At 63.0% G+C, this 14386-nt stretch carries 14 protein-coding genes and 3 tRNA genes; 11 read left to right on the forward strand and 6 right to left on the reverse strand.

The genetic code is table 11. From position 1 onward, the window contains the following. The first annotated feature begins 14 nt into the window (after nt 1-14). The 3 genes from cmrA (at nt 15) to lysA (ending at nt 2924) form a co-directional block, all read left to right on the forward strand. Nucleotides 15-818 carry a mycolate reductase gene (gene cmrA / locus RHP72_RS18535; RefSeq protein ID WP_007733327.1) on the forward strand — a complete coding sequence of 268 codons (804 nt, stop codon included), beginning with the start codon at nt 15-17 and terminating at the stop codon, nt 816-818. A 172-nt stretch (nt 819-990) separates the two neighbouring features. After that, nucleotides 991-1428 carry a hypothetical protein gene (locus RHP72_RS18540; protein ID WP_070160904.1) on the forward strand — a complete coding sequence of 146 codons (438 nt, stop codon included), beginning with the start codon at nt 991-993 and terminating at the stop codon, nt 1426-1428. Nucleotides 1429-1580: 152 nt separating this feature from the next. Next, on the forward strand, nt 1581-2924 hold the full coding sequence (gene lysA, locus RHP72_RS18545; protein WP_311093672.1) for a diaminopimelate decarboxylase: 1344 nt from the start codon (nt 1581-1583) through the stop codon (nt 2922-2924). 19 nt (nt 2925-2943) lie between these two features. On the opposite strand, the gene RHP72_RS18550 is transcribed toward lysA, so the two are convergent. Further along, nucleotides 2944-4683: a helicase HerA-like domain-containing protein gene (locus RHP72_RS18550; RefSeq protein WP_161120691.1), complete on the reverse strand. Its 1740-nt coding sequence runs from the start codon at nt 4681-4683 to the stop codon at nt 2944-2946. Between the two features lie 120 nt (nt 4684-4803). On the opposite strand from RHP72_RS18550, the gene orn reads away from it, so the two are divergent. Continuing rightward, the gene (gene orn, locus RHP72_RS18555; protein ID WP_024487359.1) at nt 4804-5403 is read left to right on the forward strand and encodes an oligoribonuclease; all 600 of its coding nucleotides are present in this window, start codon (nt 4804-4806) and stop codon (nt 5401-5403) included. A gap of 84 nt (nt 5404-5487) precedes the next feature. Next, nucleotides 5488-5560 (forward strand) — tRNA-His (locus RHP72_RS18560). A 237-nt stretch (nt 5561-5797) separates the two neighbouring features. On the opposite strand, the gene RHP72_RS18565 is transcribed toward RHP72_RS18560, so the two are convergent. Beyond that, nucleotides 5798-6208 carry a MerR family transcriptional regulator gene (locus RHP72_RS18565; RefSeq protein WP_311093673.1) on the reverse strand — a complete coding sequence of 137 codons (411 nt, stop codon included), beginning with the start codon at nt 6206-6208 and terminating at the stop codon, nt 5798-5800. A 55-nt stretch (nt 6209-6263) separates the two neighbouring features. Between RHP72_RS18565 and RHP72_RS18570 the strand changes: the two genes are divergently transcribed. Next, the gene (locus RHP72_RS18570; protein ID WP_311093674.1) at nt 6264-7226 is read left to right on the forward strand and encodes an oxidoreductase; all 963 of its coding nucleotides are present in this window, start codon (nt 6264-6266) and stop codon (nt 7224-7226) included. Nucleotides 7227-7359: 133 nt separating this feature from the next. Here the strand turns inward: RHP72_RS18570 and RHP72_RS18575 are convergent, their stop codons facing one another. Then, nucleotides 7360-8529 carry an Ig-like domain-containing protein gene (locus RHP72_RS18575; RefSeq protein ID WP_125052658.1) on the reverse strand — a complete coding sequence of 390 codons (1170 nt, stop codon included), beginning with the start codon at nt 8527-8529 and terminating at the stop codon, nt 7360-7362. Nucleotides 8530-8897: 368 nt separating this feature from the next. On the opposite strand from RHP72_RS18575, the gene RHP72_RS18580 reads away from it, so the two are divergent. The 3 genes from RHP72_RS18580 to RHP72_RS18590 all read left to right on the forward strand — a co-directional run bounded on the left by RHP72_RS18580 (nt 8898) and on the right by RHP72_RS18590 (nt 10678). Next, nucleotides 8898-8970: transfer RNA gene (locus RHP72_RS18580), tRNA-Lys, on the forward strand. A 111-nt stretch (nt 8971-9081) separates the two neighbouring features. Beyond that, entirely contained in the window at nt 9082-10512 is a 1431-nt protein-coding gene (locus tag RHP72_RS18585; protein WP_311093675.1) for an amidase, read from the forward strand. A 93-nt stretch (nt 10513-10605) separates the two neighbouring features. Then, nucleotides 10606-10678: transfer RNA gene (locus tag RHP72_RS18590), tRNA-Lys, on the forward strand. A gap of 66 nt (nt 10679-10744) precedes the next feature. Here RHP72_RS18590 and RHP72_RS18595 read toward each other — a convergent pair. Next, complete coding sequence (locus tag RHP72_RS18595; RefSeq protein ID WP_003945299.1) at nt 10745-10966, reverse strand: DUF3618 domain-containing protein; 222 nt, start codon at nt 10964-10966, stop codon at nt 10745-10747. 145 nt (nt 10967-11111) lie between these two features. On the opposite strand from RHP72_RS18595, the gene bcp reads away from it, so the two are divergent. Then, nucleotides 11112-11585, forward strand: a complete 474-nt coding sequence (gene bcp / locus RHP72_RS18600; protein ID WP_007733290.1) for a thioredoxin-dependent thiol peroxidase — start codon at nt 11112-11114, stop codon at nt 11583-11585. Here bcp and RHP72_RS18605 read toward each other — a convergent pair. Then, nucleotides 11582-12931 (reverse strand): dipeptidase, encoded by a 1350-nt coding sequence (locus RHP72_RS18605; protein WP_311093676.1) that lies wholly within the window; start codon nt 12929-12931, stop codon nt 11582-11584. The two genes, bcp and RHP72_RS18605, sit on opposite strands and share 4 nt — an antisense overlap. Before the next feature lie 290 nt (nt 12932-13221). Here RHP72_RS18605 and RHP72_RS18610 point away from each other — a divergent pair, with 290 nt between their 5' ends. After that, entirely contained in the window at nt 13222-13923 is a 702-nt protein-coding gene (locus tag RHP72_RS18610) for a TetR family transcriptional regulator (protein ID WP_003945379.1), read from the forward strand. Between the two features lie 58 nt (nt 13924-13981). Here RHP72_RS18610 and RHP72_RS18615 read toward each other — a convergent pair whose 3' ends face one another. Further along, nucleotides 13982-14380 (reverse strand): holo-ACP synthase, encoded by a 399-nt coding sequence (locus RHP72_RS18615; RefSeq protein ID WP_003945362.1) that lies wholly within the window; start codon nt 14378-14380, stop codon nt 13982-13984. Between the last annotated feature and the right edge of the window lie 6 nt (nt 14381-14386).

Here is a 14386-nt window from a genome sequence, read left to right on the forward strand (position 1 = left end):
TACGCTGACTGATCGTGAGCCTGCCGACACCCACAACCACAGCCCGCGCCGTAGTGACCGGCGCCTCCTCCGGCATCGGAGAGGCACTGGCCGCTGATCTGGCATCACGCGGACACTCCCTGATCCTCGTTGCCCGTCGTGGCGAGGTCATGGAGGCCCTCGCCGAGAAGCTTCGCGCCGCGCACGGCGTCGAGGTGGAGGTCCGTGCATCGGACCTCTCCGACAGCGCGGCGCGTGCCGTTCTGGTCGAGGAACTCGGTGGCCGCGACATCAGCATCCTGTGCAACAACGCCGGTATCGCCACCTTCGGGCCGATCGCCGAGCTGGACCCGGCCTACGAGCGCGACCAGGTCGAGCTCAACGCCGTTGCAGTGCACGATCTCACGCTGGCCGTGCTGCCCGGCATGCTCGCGCGCAAGTCCGGAGCCATCCTGATGGTCGGGTCCGCGGCCGGCAACATGCCGATCCCCAACAACGCGACGTACGCAGCCACCAAGGCGTTCGTGAACACCTTTGCGGAATCGTTGCGAGGTGAACTCAAGGGCACCGGAGTGAACGTCACCCTGCTCGCCCCAGGCCCCGTACGCACCGAAACCCCGGACCCGGCCGAAGCGTCGATCGTCGACAAGCTCGTCCCGGACTTCTTCTGGATCTCGAGCGAGTACACCGCCAAGGTCTCGCTCGACGGCCTGGCCGAGAACAAAATGCGCGTCGTACCGGGCATCTTGAGCAAGGCGATGTCCGTCGCGGGCGGTTACAGCCCGCGTGCGGTCGTTGCGCCGATCGTGGGCACGTTCTACAAGAAGCTCGGCGGCTGATTCACGCAAACTTCTCAGAGCAGGCCATAGCAGACCGTATAGTCGGTTAATGGCGATGCGAAGAACACTGGCAGTCGGGGCAATCCTTCTTTTGACCGGAGGGTTGCCCTTACTGCTGCCCACGGCAGCGAAGGCATGTTCGTGCGCATCATCGGCTACCCCGGAAGAAGCCGTGAGCGTCTCCAGCACCGTTTTCCTCGGGACTCCGACGGAGAAAACTTCGGACGGATTCGAGGACACCTACCTGTTCGACGTCAGCCGGGTCTACAAAGGCGATCTGGCATCGGTGACGTCGGTGGGGACACTCGCGAACGGGAACGGTTGTGGCACAAGCTACGTGCTCGGCACCGAGCAGCTGATGTTCGTTTCTGCGCCGTACGACGTCGACGCCGAGCACGAGGGGCACAGCTGCGGGCCGGCTACCGAAACCGGGTTCGACATCCAAGCGGCGGTCGAGTCCGTGTACGGCGCCGGTTACGCCCCGAGCCCCGGCGGAACTCCGTCCGTTGGTGTGTCCGCCGACCGATCGACGGTCATCGGCGGAGGCGCCGCGGTGGCATTGCTCGCGGTGCTCGGTTGGTTCGGATGGAAGCGGCGGCGAGCACAGTGAGTCGACAGGCACAGTGAGTCGAGCCCGTCAGGGCCGCGTCAACCTCGTTCGGCGGCGCGTCAAGTAAGCGTCAAGAACCACCCCACCGGTGATCTTCGGGAGTAGATCTGAAGGTAGCCCGCAACACGGCGGGTCACCTTCAGGAGATCGACGTGACGCTACTCGAAATCTTCCCCTCCCTACGCGGCGCAATGACACCGCGTATGGATCCTGCGTTGTGGCCCATCAGTACTCGCCACGACCACAGCGGGCGTGTCTGCATCGGCGACGTCTCCCTCGAAGAGATCGCGGACCAGTACGGCACACCGACGTACGTCGTCGACGAGGCGGACGTGCGGCACCGCTGCCGCACGTATCGAGAGATCTTCCCCGACTCGGAGATCGTGTACGCCGGCAAGGCACTGATGATTCGAGCGATGGCTACCTGGGTCTCCGACGAGGGACTCGGGGTGGATGTCTGTTCCGCCGGTGAACTCGCCGTCGCGCTTGCCGCGGGCGTGGACCCCCACCGAATCATCCTGCACGGCAATGCCAAATCGGTTTCCGAACTGAGGGCGGCGGTCAACGCGGGTGTCGGCCGGATCGTCCTCGACTCCCCCAGCGAAGCGGTACGGCTCGCGTCGGTGTGCACCCACCGACAGAAGGTGTTGGTCAGAGTCACACCCGGCATCGACATACACGGACACAGGGCAGTGTCCACGGGCATCGTGGACCAAAAGTTTGGCCTACCAGCGTTTTCCGAAGAACTGGAACATACGGTATCCGTCGTCGCCAACGCGACGCACCTGCAGCTCATCGGCCTGCATTGCCATCTCGGCTCCCAGATCACCGATCCCGAACTCTTCCGCCCCGCGATCGAGACGATGATCGCACAGATGGACGACATACGACGCACGCATCGAATCATCCTCACCGAACTCGATCTCGGCGGTGGCCATGGGATCGCCTACGTGCCGGGAGATGCCCAATTGGATCTGACCCGCCTCGCTCACGTCATCGACGAAACTCTCGACGACGCGTGCACCCGAAACCGCTTCCCTCGCCCCGAAATCGTGCTCGAGCCTGGCCGAGCGATCGCTGCGCGGGCCGGAGTCACGCTCTATCGCGTACAGAACATCAAGTCGATCAGCGGGGGACGAACCTTCGTCTCCGTCGACGGCGGGATGAGCGATAACCCTCGGGTGTCGTTGTACGACAGCCACTACGACGTCGAACTGGTGAACCGACATTCGCGCGCACCGCTCCAGGAAGTCACCGTCGCCGGGCGCCACTGCGAATCGGGCGACGAAATTGCCGTCGGAGCAAGGCTTCCCGCCGACCTACATGAAGGTGACCTGTTGGCAGTGCCGTGTACGGGCGCATACCACCACAGCATGGCCTCCACCTACAACAGCGACGGCCGGCCGCCGGTCGTCGCCGTGCTGGGCGGGATTGCGCGGCCGTTGATCAGGCGCGAATCGATCAACGACCTGCTGGCCCGCGAGGTCGGCATCTGACCTCGCGGGCGCCTGAGCCTCAGCGCCTGCGGCGACTACCGGTGCCGAAGATGTTTCGCGAAATCTCGCGTCCCGCAGCCGAAGCCGCCGAGCGCAGGAAACTCTTGACAGCCGAGTTGCCCAAGATCTGCTCGGCGATGTTGGGGCCCTCCGGCTCGGCCGGCGGCGGTGGCGGCAGATCGGGCAGCGACGGAAGATCCAGAGACTGATCCGCCGTCGGAGCACCGGCCACCTTGGCCGTCAGCTTCTCGTACGCCGACTCGCGGTCGATGGTCTGGCCGTACTTCTGATTCAGCGGACTCGACGACGCGGCCGCCTTGATCGCGTCGTTGCCGATGGTGTCCATCAGCGACCTCGGAGGACGAATCTTGGTCCAGGCCACCGGCGTCGGCGCACCCTTTTCCGAGAGTACGGTCACGATGGCTTCACCGATGCCGAGTGAAGTCAGTGCCTTTTCCAGGTCGTAGTGCTCGGTTTTCGGGTACGTGCGGACGGTCTTGTTGAGGGCTTTCTGATCGTCGGGCGTGAAGGCACGCAGGGCGTGCTGAACCCGCGCACCCAACTGTGACAGCACCGAATTCGGAATGTCGGTCGGAAGTTGCGTGCAGAAGAACACACCGACGCCCTTGGAACGAATGAGCTTGACCGTCTGTTCCACCTGCTGAAGGAAGGCCTTCGACGCGTCCGCGAACAGAAGGTGCGCCTCGTCGAAGATGAACACGAGCTTCGGCTTGTCCAGATCTCCCTCTTCGGGCAGCGTCTGGAACAGGTCCGCGAGCACCCACATCAGGAAGGTGGAGAACATTGCCGGGCGCGCCGCCTGGGCACCGAGTTCGAACAGCGTGATCACACCGGCACCGCCGACGACACGCAGCAGATCCTCGGTTTCGAGTTCCGGTTCACCGAAGAAGGTGTCACCACCATCTGCTTCGAGGTTGACCAACGCGCGCAGAATCACTCCCGCCGTCGCCGAGGAAACTCCGCCGATACCCTTCAGATCGGCCTTGCCCTCAGCGCTCGTCAGGTGCGCGATGACCGAACGCAGATCCTTGAGGTCCAGCAGGGCCAGGCCCTGAGTGTCGGCCCAGTGGAAGATCAGCCCTAGAGTCGACTCCTGGGTCTCGTTGAGGCCCAACACTTTACTGAGCAGGATCGGCCCGAAACTGGTGATGGTCGCGCGCACCGGGATACCGGTTCCGTCCGTTCCCAACGACAAGAACTCGACTGGCATCCCAGCGGGAGTCCACGAATCGTCGCCCGTCTCGACTGCGCGAGCCTTCATCTTCTCGCTCGGATCCCCCGCCTTCGACAGACCCGAGAGATCGCCCTTGACGTCGGCCATCACAACCGGCACACCCGCGGCGGACAGCTGCTCGGCGATGCCCTGCAACGTCTTGGTCTTGCCGGTACCCGTCGCACCGGCGATCAGACCGTGACGGTTGATCGTCGCCAACGGAATCCGCACCCGTGCGGTGGGATCTGCCACACCGTCGATCACCACCGAGCCGAGCTCGAGTGCCCGCCCCTCGGATGAATAGCCCGCCGCGATTTCAGCGGCAGCACCCGAGGGCACCTGAGCAGCGGGGGTGGCTCCGGCCGATGCTTCGGCCTCGGCGGCAGCCGCTTCCTTCTCTGCTTCCTCAGCTGCTGCAGCGGCTTCAGCTGCAATCCGAGCGGCTTCGGCAGCGGCAGCCTTGGCAGCTTTCGCCTTCTCCGCCGGCGTCGGCGGCGCGGCTCCGTCCTTCGGATCCACGGTCATCGAAAAGCCCTCCTCGTTGCAATGCGGCGAAGTTCTTGTCATCACCCGAACGCCGTCTTACACACGTCGAGTTTCCACCGCAGACCTTATCCCGCTCCCGCGCGCACTACTGTGTTCCTGGTGCAGGACAAATTGGTATGGATCGATTGTGAAATGACCGGGCTGCGACTTGAGTCGGACAAACTCATCGAGATTGCGGCTCTGGTGACCGACAGCGACTTGAACATCTTGGGCGAAGGTGTGGACATCGTCATCCACGCCGACGACGACGCGTTGGCTGCAATGCCCGACGTCGTGAAGAAGATGCACGCAAAGTCGGGACTGACCGAAGAGGTTCGTAAGTCGACGGTCACCCTCGCCGAGGCGGAGAAAGAGGTGCTCGCGTACATCCGCAAGCACGTTCCCGTCGCCGGTACGGCTCCCTTGGCAGGCAATTCAATCGCCACCGACCGCGGATTCATCTCACGGGACATGACGGCACTGGACACATACCTGCACTACCGGATGATCGACGTCAGCTCCATCAAAGAACTCTCCCGCCGCTGGTACCCGCGAATCTACTTCGGCCAGCCCGAAAAAGGTCTCGCCCACCGGGCACTCGCCGACATCAAGGAATCCATCCGCGAACTCAAGTACTACCGCGGCACTGCATTCGTCGCGGCGCCCGGACCGTCGAGCGCGGAGATTGCAGCCGTCGTAGAGGGCTTGGGTCCCGCCTGACCTGCCGATTGGCTTCCTGACCGACTTTCGCGCTAGTATCTCTTTCGTCAAAGCAGCCGGGTCGAACCGGTGGCCGAGGCAATGGTGGGCGTAGTTCAGTTGGTAGAGCACCAGGTTGTGATCCTGGCTGTCGCGGGTTCGAGTCCCGTCGCTCACCCAAGCGGAACCCCCGAGAATGTCGGAAGACATTTTCGGGGGTTCTTTTGGTTTGTGCGCCAGCCCCAATCTCCCCTTCCACAGCCGGGTGGGGTGGCGACCGCGACAAATCGCGCGCTCCCGAGCAACCCGTGCCCGGGCCGAGCGAACGTACCTCTCGTCGCCTCAGACAGACCGAAAGCCACTTTCGCTCACGTCGGGGTAGCTGGAATTCGCCGCAAATAGCCCCAGCCGTCGATCACTCGGGCGACGGTTGCGGCTCCCAGACACCTGCGACGGTCCCCTCGCGAACGTGTCGCTCGTATGCCGAGACCTTGTCGTGGATGACGGTCAGGTTGTCCTGCAGCGCAGAGATCCTGGATCGAATCAACTCCTCATGCGACTGCAAAAGTGAAAGCCGCTCCTTCTCGTGTCCTGGACCTGACCTGACGAGAGCGGCGAATTCGCGGATCGTGGCGATCGGCATACCCGAGTCTCGGAAGCGATTGCACAGCTTCAACCAAGCGACATCGCTTTCGGAGTACACCCGACGCCCACCTGCCGAGCGCGCCACCTCGTGAACGAGCAATTCCTCACGTTCGAAGTATCGAAGGGAATCGATACTGATTCCGGTCCGGACAGCGACGTCACCGATTGACAGTTCGCGCATTGCCTGGCGACCTTTCCTTGACCTGGAGTGCACTCCAGATTTTACGGTCGCAGTCATGAATTCCATCCAGCGCAAAATCAACACCGGATTCTCCCGAGTCTCCACTGCCGACGACGTACTTGCCGGACAAGATTTAACGGGCACTACGGTTTTGGTCACTGGCGGGTACTCCGGACTCGGATATGAGATTTCGCAGTCACTTTCTTCGGTCGGCGCGCGAGTTGTAGTTCTTGCCCGCCGACCAGAACAGGCACGGAGGGCGGTGGCCGACCTTCCGGGTATCGAAGTGCGAGCGTGCGACCTGTCGGACCCGAGCAGTGTCAGATCGTGTGCGCGAGAAATTCTCGAATCCCGGATCACTCCGGACATCATCATCTGCAATGCGGGGGTCATGGCCTGCCCGGAACTCCGTGTCGGCTCCGGATGGGAATCACAATTCGCGATCAATCACCTCGGGCACTTTGTAGTGGTGAACCTGCTTGTGCCAGCCATGCCCGCAAACGGTTCTCGCGTAGTCGCTGTCTCGTCGGCGGGACATTTTCTGTCGGGAGTGCGTTGGGATGACATACATTTCCGCAACGGTTACGACCGCTGGCTTGCGTACGGTCAAGCCAAGACTGCAAATGCTCTATTCGCTGTACAGCTGGCGAGCTCCGGTGCTTCACGCGGTATCAGTGCGTTCTCCGTCCATCCCGGGAGCATCCTCACTCCCCTTCAACGTCACTTCTCGGCATCGGAGAAACACGATCTCGGATGGACGACGTCGAATGGCGACGCCGTGCCGGGGTTCAAGACTCCCTCCCAGGGCGCCGCTACAACGGTGTGGGCAGCGACGGCACCGATACTCGCCGATCACTCCGGCGCGTACCTCCAGGACTGCAACATCGCGGACGTCGCGCAGACTGATGACATGAGCGTCGGCGGAGTGAAACCTTGGGCTACCGATCCCGCCGACGCACGCAGATTGTGGACACTGTCCGCTGAGATGACCGGAGTGGACGCGTTCGGTCGACGCTGACACCGAGCGAACGTACCTCCCGTCGCCTCAGATAGACCGAGAGGCACTTTCGCCCACAAAAGGTGTGCAGATGCAGAATGCCCCCAACCGGACGGTCGGGGGCATTCTGCCGTTCAAGGCTTCAGGGACGCACTCAGACGTCCGCGTTGCCGGTCTTCCAGACGCTCCAGGGGATGTTCCAGTCACCGAGGCCGTCGGTGCCGGAGAGAGTGCCGCCGACGGTGTTCTTGACGACGACGATGTCCCCACGCTTGGTGTTGTCGTAGACCCACTTGGCGTTGGACGGGCTCAGGTTGAGGCAGCCGTGACTGGTGTTGGAGTAGCCCTGCTGCCCGACCGACCACGGCGCCGAGTGGAAGAAGATACCGCTGTAGGACATTCGGGTCGCCCAGTCGACGGGGGTCTTGTAACCCTGCGCCGAGGTGACCGGGACGCCGTACGTGGACGAGTCCATGATCATGTTCGCGAAGCGGTCACCGATGATGTAGACGCCGTTGTCGGTAGGAGTGCTGTCCTTGCCCATGGAGGTGGGCATGGTCATGACGGTCTCACCGTTGACCTGGAAAGTGACCTGCTTGGTGTTGTCGTCCGCCGTGGCGATGACGGCATCACCGATGGTGAAGGAACTCTTCGCGTCTTCCTGCCCGAAGACTCCCTTGCCGAGATTGCGCCCGTACACGTTGACGCTCACGTCGACCTTGGTGCCCGGTGCCCAGTAGTTCTCCGGACGCCAACGGACCTCACGATTGTTGACCCAGTAGAACGCACCTTCGACGGCCGGAGTCGTGGTGACGGTGATCGCGGCTTCGGCAGCCTTGCGATCGGGGATGTTCTCGTCGAACTGCACCGCGATGGGCTGACCGATGCCGACCACGTCACCCTCGTTGGGCAAGACGTACGGCTTGGTGACGTTGCCGGGTGCGCTGGTGGTGAAGGACGTGACCGTCGTACTGGCGCCACCCAATCCGAATGCGCGGGCCTCGATTTTGTACTTGCGGTTGTAGCCGAGTGGCTCGGTGGTGGTCCACGACGCACCGTCGGCAGCAATCGCGCCGGCAACTGCCTTGCCGTCCTGATTGACCATCGTCACGTCGGACAGAGCGCCGTCAGCGACGTTGATCTTGACCGGGTCGCCCGGCGAGAAGCCGACAGCGCCGTCGGCAGCGGTCGAGGTGAGTTTCGGCTTGATGAGTTCGGTGAGCGGATTGGAATCGATCGGCGCCGACCCTTCGGTACTGACGTCCTTGCCGCCCGACGTGCACGCGGTCATCAGAACGAGAGCACCGAGAGACGCCGCGATCATCGCCGCGCCCTTCGACGCTCGACCGTTCCCCCCGCGCACGGACAGACCCCACCTTTGACGACTCATCGTTCGACTCCGCTTCACAATTTCTCCGACTAACTTCCGCGTCACATGCGAATCCCACTTACCGGAAGGCAAGTGGGACTTGCGGTATGACTGCGCTGCACCAATGATGCCAGGCGCGCTCGTTACCAACGGTCATGAAAGGCCACGCCGTCAGTAACGTTCAAGTATCAATCGCTCCGAACCGTCCGTTTTGTTACCGCTTTCAGCGGATTTCCTCCGATCGGACTACAGCGGTGACGCCTCCACCTGGCGATTTGCTCCCGAACCGGCGATTCGGCTAATGTTCTGTCTCGCAAGAGCGAGCGCCTATAGCTCAGTTGGTAGAGCAAGTGACTCTTAATCACTGGGTCCGGGGTTCGAGTCCCTGTGGGCGCACTTGCAAAGGTCCCCACCTTCTTCGGAAGGTGGGGATTTTTCTTTGTGTCGTGGTGGACAGGTTGTGGTGAATAGACTTCACAGTTATCGGAACCACGGCCTGGAGGATTGATGACCGAGCGCGAAACCACACCGGGCAGCGAGCTGGCATTTGCCGGGGTTGCGGGTCAGGCCGCTCTGATCCGGTCCGGAGAATTATCGGCCCGCGAGCTCACCGAGAACACACTTCGCCGTATCGAACGCCTCGATTCGACGCTCAATGCTTTTGTGCGGGTTCTCGCAGACGAAGCGCTCGACGAAGCGACACGTCTCGATCAGCGCCAGGCCGACGGCCACAGCCTGGGCCCACTGCACGGAGTCCCGATCGCGATCAAAGACGAGAACGACGTCGCCGGAACGCCGACGACGTACGGCGGTGCGGCAGCAACTCGCATCGCATCGGCCGATTCAGAGGTCGTCCGGCGGTTGCGCGAGGCCGGCGCGGTGATCGTCGGCAAGACGACGATGCCCGAGTTCGGCATCTGGCCCTTCACGGAGACTGCTGCAAACGGCTACACCAGAAACCCTTGGGACACCGGCGTATCCACGGGCGGATCGAGCGGAGGATCTGCGTCGGCCGTCGCGTCGGGCATGGTCGCAGCGGCAATCGGCGGCGACGGCGGCGGTTCCATCCGACTGCCTTCGGCGTTCTGCGGGTTGTTCGGACTCAAACCGCAGCGCGGTCGGGTGAGCACCGCGCCGAACCGAAACCTCTGGCGCGGACTCGGCACACTAGGGCCTCTCACTCGTTCCGTCGAGGACAGCGCGCTCGTGTACGACGTGATAACCGGTACCACCGGGATCGACGACTACACAGCCGAAACGCTCCGCACCAGCTTTGCCCAGTCAGCCGCGTCGGCGCCCGGGCCGCTTCGCATTGCAGTGTCCACCCGGAGTCCGGTCCGGGGCGTCCGCCCGTCCCCGGAGGTCGTTGCCGCGGTGCATTCGATCGCAGAGATGTTGAGCGCGTTGGGACATCACGTCGAAGAGCACGATCCCGAGTACCCGGACGCAACTGCAGCATTTCTCCCCCAGGTGCTCGGCGGCGTCCGCGACGAAGCACTGCGCGTCGATCATCCGGCGCTCCTCGAGAAGCGCACACGAGCACTCGCGTCGATCGGCCGGATAGCCGCTCCCGCGCGCGTCGGGAAATTCGCTTACCGCAAAGGTGAGCGAATCGCAGCGACGGTCAACCAGGTCTTCGACACCTTCGACCTGGTCCTGATGCCGACCACGCCCGCGCTGCCACGCCCGATCGGACAACTCGAAGGAACCGGCCTTCTGTCAGCAGTCCGCAAGGCGTTGCCGATCGCCGCCTACTGTTCGATCTGGAATGTCTGCGGCAACCCGGCGGCCGCTGTGCCCGCCGGGTTCTCCGAACGCGGACTCCCCCTGAGCGTCCAACTGGTCGGGCGCAGCGGTGGTGAACCGACGATTCTCGCCGTCGCACAGCAGTTGGAAAGCACCGTCCGCTGGCCGGATTCGCACCCTCCACACTCGTGAATTCCGGAAGCGATGTAACCATCGTCACCACGATGAACACGCGTTTTGCAAACTCCTGAGCCTGTCGGCTAATGTTCTGTCTCGCAAGAGCGAGCGCCTATAGCTCAGTTGGTAGAGCAAGTGACTCTTAATCACTGGGTCCGGGGTTCGAGTCCCTGTGGGCGCACTTGCAAGAAGGCCCCCACCTCACCAGGTGGGGGCCTTCTTCATGTTCTGTCTTCGACAACTCGGGTCAGCGAATGATCTTCCGGACCACGAGTAGTCCCACCACTGAACCGACTGCGATCAGCGCGTACTTCACTGCCGGCTCGTTGAGCTTGGCGAGCACCGTCTTCTTGGTGTTCTCGACCAGCCGCTTCGGGTTGGTGCGGACCGTCAGTTCGTCGAGTGTGCTCGCGAGCTGGTTACGCGCCTTCTCGATCTCGCGTTCGATGCTCTCGGTGTCCCTGGGCACGTGTCCTCCAACTTGTCTGTGTTCTGCTGCTCTGTGTGCGGGTCTGCTGTGCGGACGCAGCGCGCCGACACTTCGCTCTACCGTAGAGGAGCAGAATGCCCTCGCGCCCACCTGCCGCGCAATTTCTCGACTAACCTCGATTCCCGTGACCGAGAACAGTAGATTGTCCGCCGGCGACGTCGCGCCGGATTTCACGCTCCCAGACGCCGATGGCAACGAGGTTTCCCTTCACGATTACCGCGGCCGCAAGGTCATCGTGTACTTCTACCCGGCGGCCAGCACCCCGGGGTGCACCAAGCAGGCCTGCGACTTCCGTGACAGCCTCGCCGAGCTGAACGGCGCCGGCCTCGAAGTCATCGGAATCTCGCCGGACAAGCCCGCAAAACTCGCGAAGTTCCGCGATACCGAAGAGTTGACCTTCCCGCTGCTCTCCGATCCCGAGAAGGCGACGCTCGAAGCCTGGGGCGCGTTCGGTGAGAAGAAGATGTACGGCAAGACCGTCCAGGGCGTCATCCGCTCGACGTTCCTCGTCGACGAGGAAGGCAAGATCGAGGTGGCCCAGTACAACGTCCGGGCCACCGGTCACGTCGCCAAGCTACGACGCGATCTGTCGGTCTAACTCCCGTACCGGCTCAAGAACAGAGCCTCCGCGAAAGCGAGATTCTCGATCTCCGACGGGTCGACGCTTTCGTCGGGCGCATGAATGCGGCATTGCGGTTCCTCGACGCCGATCAACGCGATCTCCGCGTCGGGGAACTGCTCGGCCAGTGCACTGCACAGCGGTATCGATCCCCCTTGGCCGGCAAATCCGACTTCGCGGCCGTAGGCATCGGTGAGCGCGGACTTCAGCTGCGCGAAACCTGCACCCTCCGTCGAGGACGAGAACGGCGATCCCGTCGATTCCGGAACGACCTCGATGTGGACGCCCCACGGCGCCGCCGCGCGGAGGTGGTCCGTCAACAACTTCTGTGCCTGCGCCGGATCCGTGCCAGGCGGGACACGAAGATTCAGGCGTGCCGACGCGCGGGGCGTGATCGCCGCCGCCGAACCCACGACCGGCGGGCAGTCGATACCCAGGATGGTCAGCGCCGGACGAGCCCACACCTGCTCGGCGACCGAACCGGAACCAGTCAGCTGCACCCCTTCGAGCACCCCGGCGTCGGAGCGGAACTGATCGCCGTCATAACTGACACCCGCCCATTCCTGGTCGTTGGTCAAGCCTTCGACAGTGGTGTTTCCGGCGCTGTCGTGCAGCGTCGAGAGTATGTGCACCAGCGCGGTGATCGCATCGGGCGCCGGTCCACCGAAGACACCGGAGTGAATCTCACCCTCGAGCGTCGACACGTGGACCACAACGTTCGCGATCCCGCGCAATGACGTCGTGATCGTCGGCTCCCCGACTTCGGTGTTGCCGGTATCGGCGATCAGGATCATGTCGGCTGCAAAAAGTTCGGGCCGCTCTCGCACCAGATCCTCGAGACCGCCAGTGCCCATCTCCTCGGATCCTTCGGCGACGAGCGTCAGGTGGACGCTCGGATCCACACCGGCTGCGGCGAGCGCTCGCAGAGCTGTCAGATGCATGACGACGTTGCCCTTGCAGTCGGAAGCGCCCCGTCCGTACCACCGTCCGTCGCGCTCGGTGAGCGTGAAAGGCGGGGAGCCCCAGAGCTCTTCGTTTCCGGGCGGCTGAACGTCGTAGTGGCAGTACAGCAGAACGGTCGGAGCACCGCCCGGGCCTGGTCGACGCCCGACAACCGCGGCCGAACCGTCGGAGGTCTCGATCGCCTCGATATCGGCGAAACCCTGAGCCCGGAATGCCTCCAGGACCCAATGCGCAGCGGCCGCGCATTCTTCCGGCGGGTACTGCCGCGCATCGGCGACGGACTTCATCGCCACAAGTGCACTCAGATCCTCACGGGCACGCGGCATGAGTTCACGTACCGCGGTTCGCAGTTCTTCCGTCATCGTCTCCCTCTCCTCGGCATCGAATCTCGGTGTGCCCGAAGAATCTCAGTCTGCCCGAATCGGACGTAGGCAGGCGCCAGGATCGCCGTTGCGCCACACCGCGCAGCAACCTCTTCGGCTACTGGACAGTTGGTCACCTAGTATCGAGGTGTGGCAACAGCATCGGGACTCGTGTGCGCGCACCTGCGCGGTGCGTTTCGACCGATCACGACCGCCGAAGTAGGTGGCCGATGACACCGGATAATGCACAAGTCCCAAATTCGACAGAAAACACCGATAGCCTGGAAGACGTGCAGCCCACGACTCGTCACCGCGCGCGGCGACGAGTCGACCCAGCACTGGAGAATCCCCAGAGCCTCGAAGAACCGCAGGAACTGCTGCCGCGCAAGCGTCCGACGCAAGAGCGCAGCCAGCGTAAATTCGACGCACTCCTGGCTGCGTCACGGGAACTCCTCACCGATGTCGGTTTCGAATCGTTCACCTGTGAAGAAGTCGCGGCACGTGCTGACGTCCCGATTGGGACGCTTTACCAGTTCTTCGCAAACAAGTACGTCATCGTGTGCGAATTGAACCGCCAGGACCTCGTCGGGGTCCAGCACGAGCTTGCTCAGTTCGGCGGCGAAGTACCCTCGCTCGACTGGTTGCGGTTCCTGAACAGTTTCGTCGATCACATGGCCGGGCTGTGGACGTCTGATCCGTCGCGCCGCGAGGTCTGGCTGGCGATGCAGTCGACGCCGTCCACGCGGGCAACCGGAGTCATTCACGAAAAGCAGTTCGCCGAGACCGTAGCGAAAATGCTCGGCCCGTTGACGCCTCGTACGCGGCGAGATCGTCGCCTGATGATGGCGGAAGTTCTTGTCCACGTGGTGTATTCGATGCTCAATTTCTCGGTTCAGGACGGTCAGTCGCATGCCGACGCCGTCGCCGAACTGAAAAGGTTGATGATCGCGTATCTCCTCGTCGCCGAGAAGGAATCCCGCACGAAGGACTAGTCGAACGACAAAGAGCCGGTCTCCCCTTGGGAGACCGGCTCTTTCGTGTCCGGCAGTGCTACTCCGGGTCGGATTCGATGACCGCGAAAGCGCCCGCCATGTCCCCGTCGTGCGTGAGCGAAATATGAATCTTCACTCCGGTCAGGTGTTTGGCCACGTCACCGCGAAGCCGGATGCCGGGGCGCCCCCAGGCGTCCGAGACGACCTCGATCTGATTGTGGATCATTTCCCCCAGCACCGGTGGGCCGGCGAAGAGAGCAGTGGACCATGCCTTGATCACTGCTTCCTTCGCAGCCCACCGGGCGGCGAAATGTCGTGCCGGTTCGGAGCTCCGGGTAGCGGCGTCTCGACGCTCGCCCGGTGTGAAGTTGTCGAGCATTGCCGTTCCCGGCCTGTTCAATTGCTCGGCGAACTCCGACACCGTCACGAGGTCGAAACCGATACCCAGAACTCCCATACCGTG

Origin of the sequence: Rhodococcus sp. SG20037 (genome assembly GCF_031763325.1) — a bacterium.
GTDB lineage: Bacteria > Actinomycetota > Actinomycetes > Mycobacteriales > Mycobacteriaceae > Rhodococcus_F > Rhodococcus_F qingshengii.